The organism is Streptomyces sp. NPDC030143, from assembly GCF_055573695.1.
The window spans coordinates 1-1,104 of the sequence record NZ_JBVIAY010000058.1 but is presented as its reverse complement, the minus strand read 5'-3'; the positions used below and the strand labels follow the sequence as shown (position 1 = coordinate 1,104).

Below are 1,104 nucleotides of genomic sequence, written 5' to 3'. Positions count from 1 at the left end.
CCGGATGGGCCCGCCGGATCTCGTTGAGCCGGGTGATCAGCGGGGCGATGGTGCGGCCCTCCCGCTCGGCGGCCTCCCAGTCACGCGGTTTGAGCTGGTACTTCTCCGAGTCGAGGTACTCCTCGCCACCCTCCCGCAGGGCGGTGTTCTCGCACAGCTCGTAGCCGCTGTAGATGCCCCAGGTGGGCGAGAGCGTCGCGGCGAGGACCGCCCGCACCTCGAAGGCGGGAGGCCCGCCGTGCTGGAGGTAGGCCGGCAGGATGTCCGGCGTGTTGGCGAAGAAGTTGGGACGCATGGAGGAGGCGGACTCCCCCGAGAGTTCGGTGAGGTACTCCGTCAGTTCCTGCTTCGTGTTGCGCCAGGTGAAGTAGGTGTACGACTGCTGGAAGCCGATCTGGGCCAGCGTGCGCATCATCGCGGGGCGGGTGAAGGCCTCGGCGAGGAAGATCACGTCCGGGTCGGCCCGGTTGATCTCCCCGATGACCCGCTCCCAGAAGACGACCGGTTTGGTGTGCGGGTTGTCCACCCGGAAGATCCGCACCCCGTGGCCCATCCAGTGCCGCAGGATCCGCACGCTCTCCTCGACCAGGCCGTCCATGTCGGCGTCGAAGGCGATCGGGTAGATGTCCTGGTACTTCTTCGGCGGGTTCTCGGCGTAGGCGATCGTGCCGTCGGGCCGGTGGTGGAACCACTCGGGGTGCTTGTGCACCCAGGGGTGGTCGGGTGAGCACTGGAGGGCGAAGTCGAGGGCGATCTCCAGGCCGTGCTCGCCGGCCTGCTCGACGAACCAGGCGAAGTCCTCCAGGGTGCCGAGGTCGGGGTGGACGGCGTCGTGGCCGCCCTCCGGCGAGCCGATCGCCCAGGGCACGCCGACGTCGTCCGGGCCCGGGGTGAGGGTGTTGTTGCGGCCCTTGCGGAAGGTCCTGCCGATGGGGTGGATCGGCGGCAGGTAGACCACGTCGAAGCCCATCGCGGCGATCGCGGGCAGCCGGCGCGCCGCCGTGCGGAACGTCCCGTGCGGGCGCTCCGCGGTGCCCTCCGAACGCGGGAAGAACTCGTACCACGCGCCGTACAGGGCCCGTTCCCGCTCCACCAGCAGGGGCA

General features: G+C 69.8%; 1 pseudogene. It reads right to left on the bottom strand.

Annotation, left to right across the window (positions count from 1 at the left end):
• Window positions 1–1,104 (bottom strand): annotated as a pseudogene (locus ACZ4YY_RS37425) (alpha-1,4-glucan--maltose-1-phosphate maltosyltransferase); the annotation flags it as partial.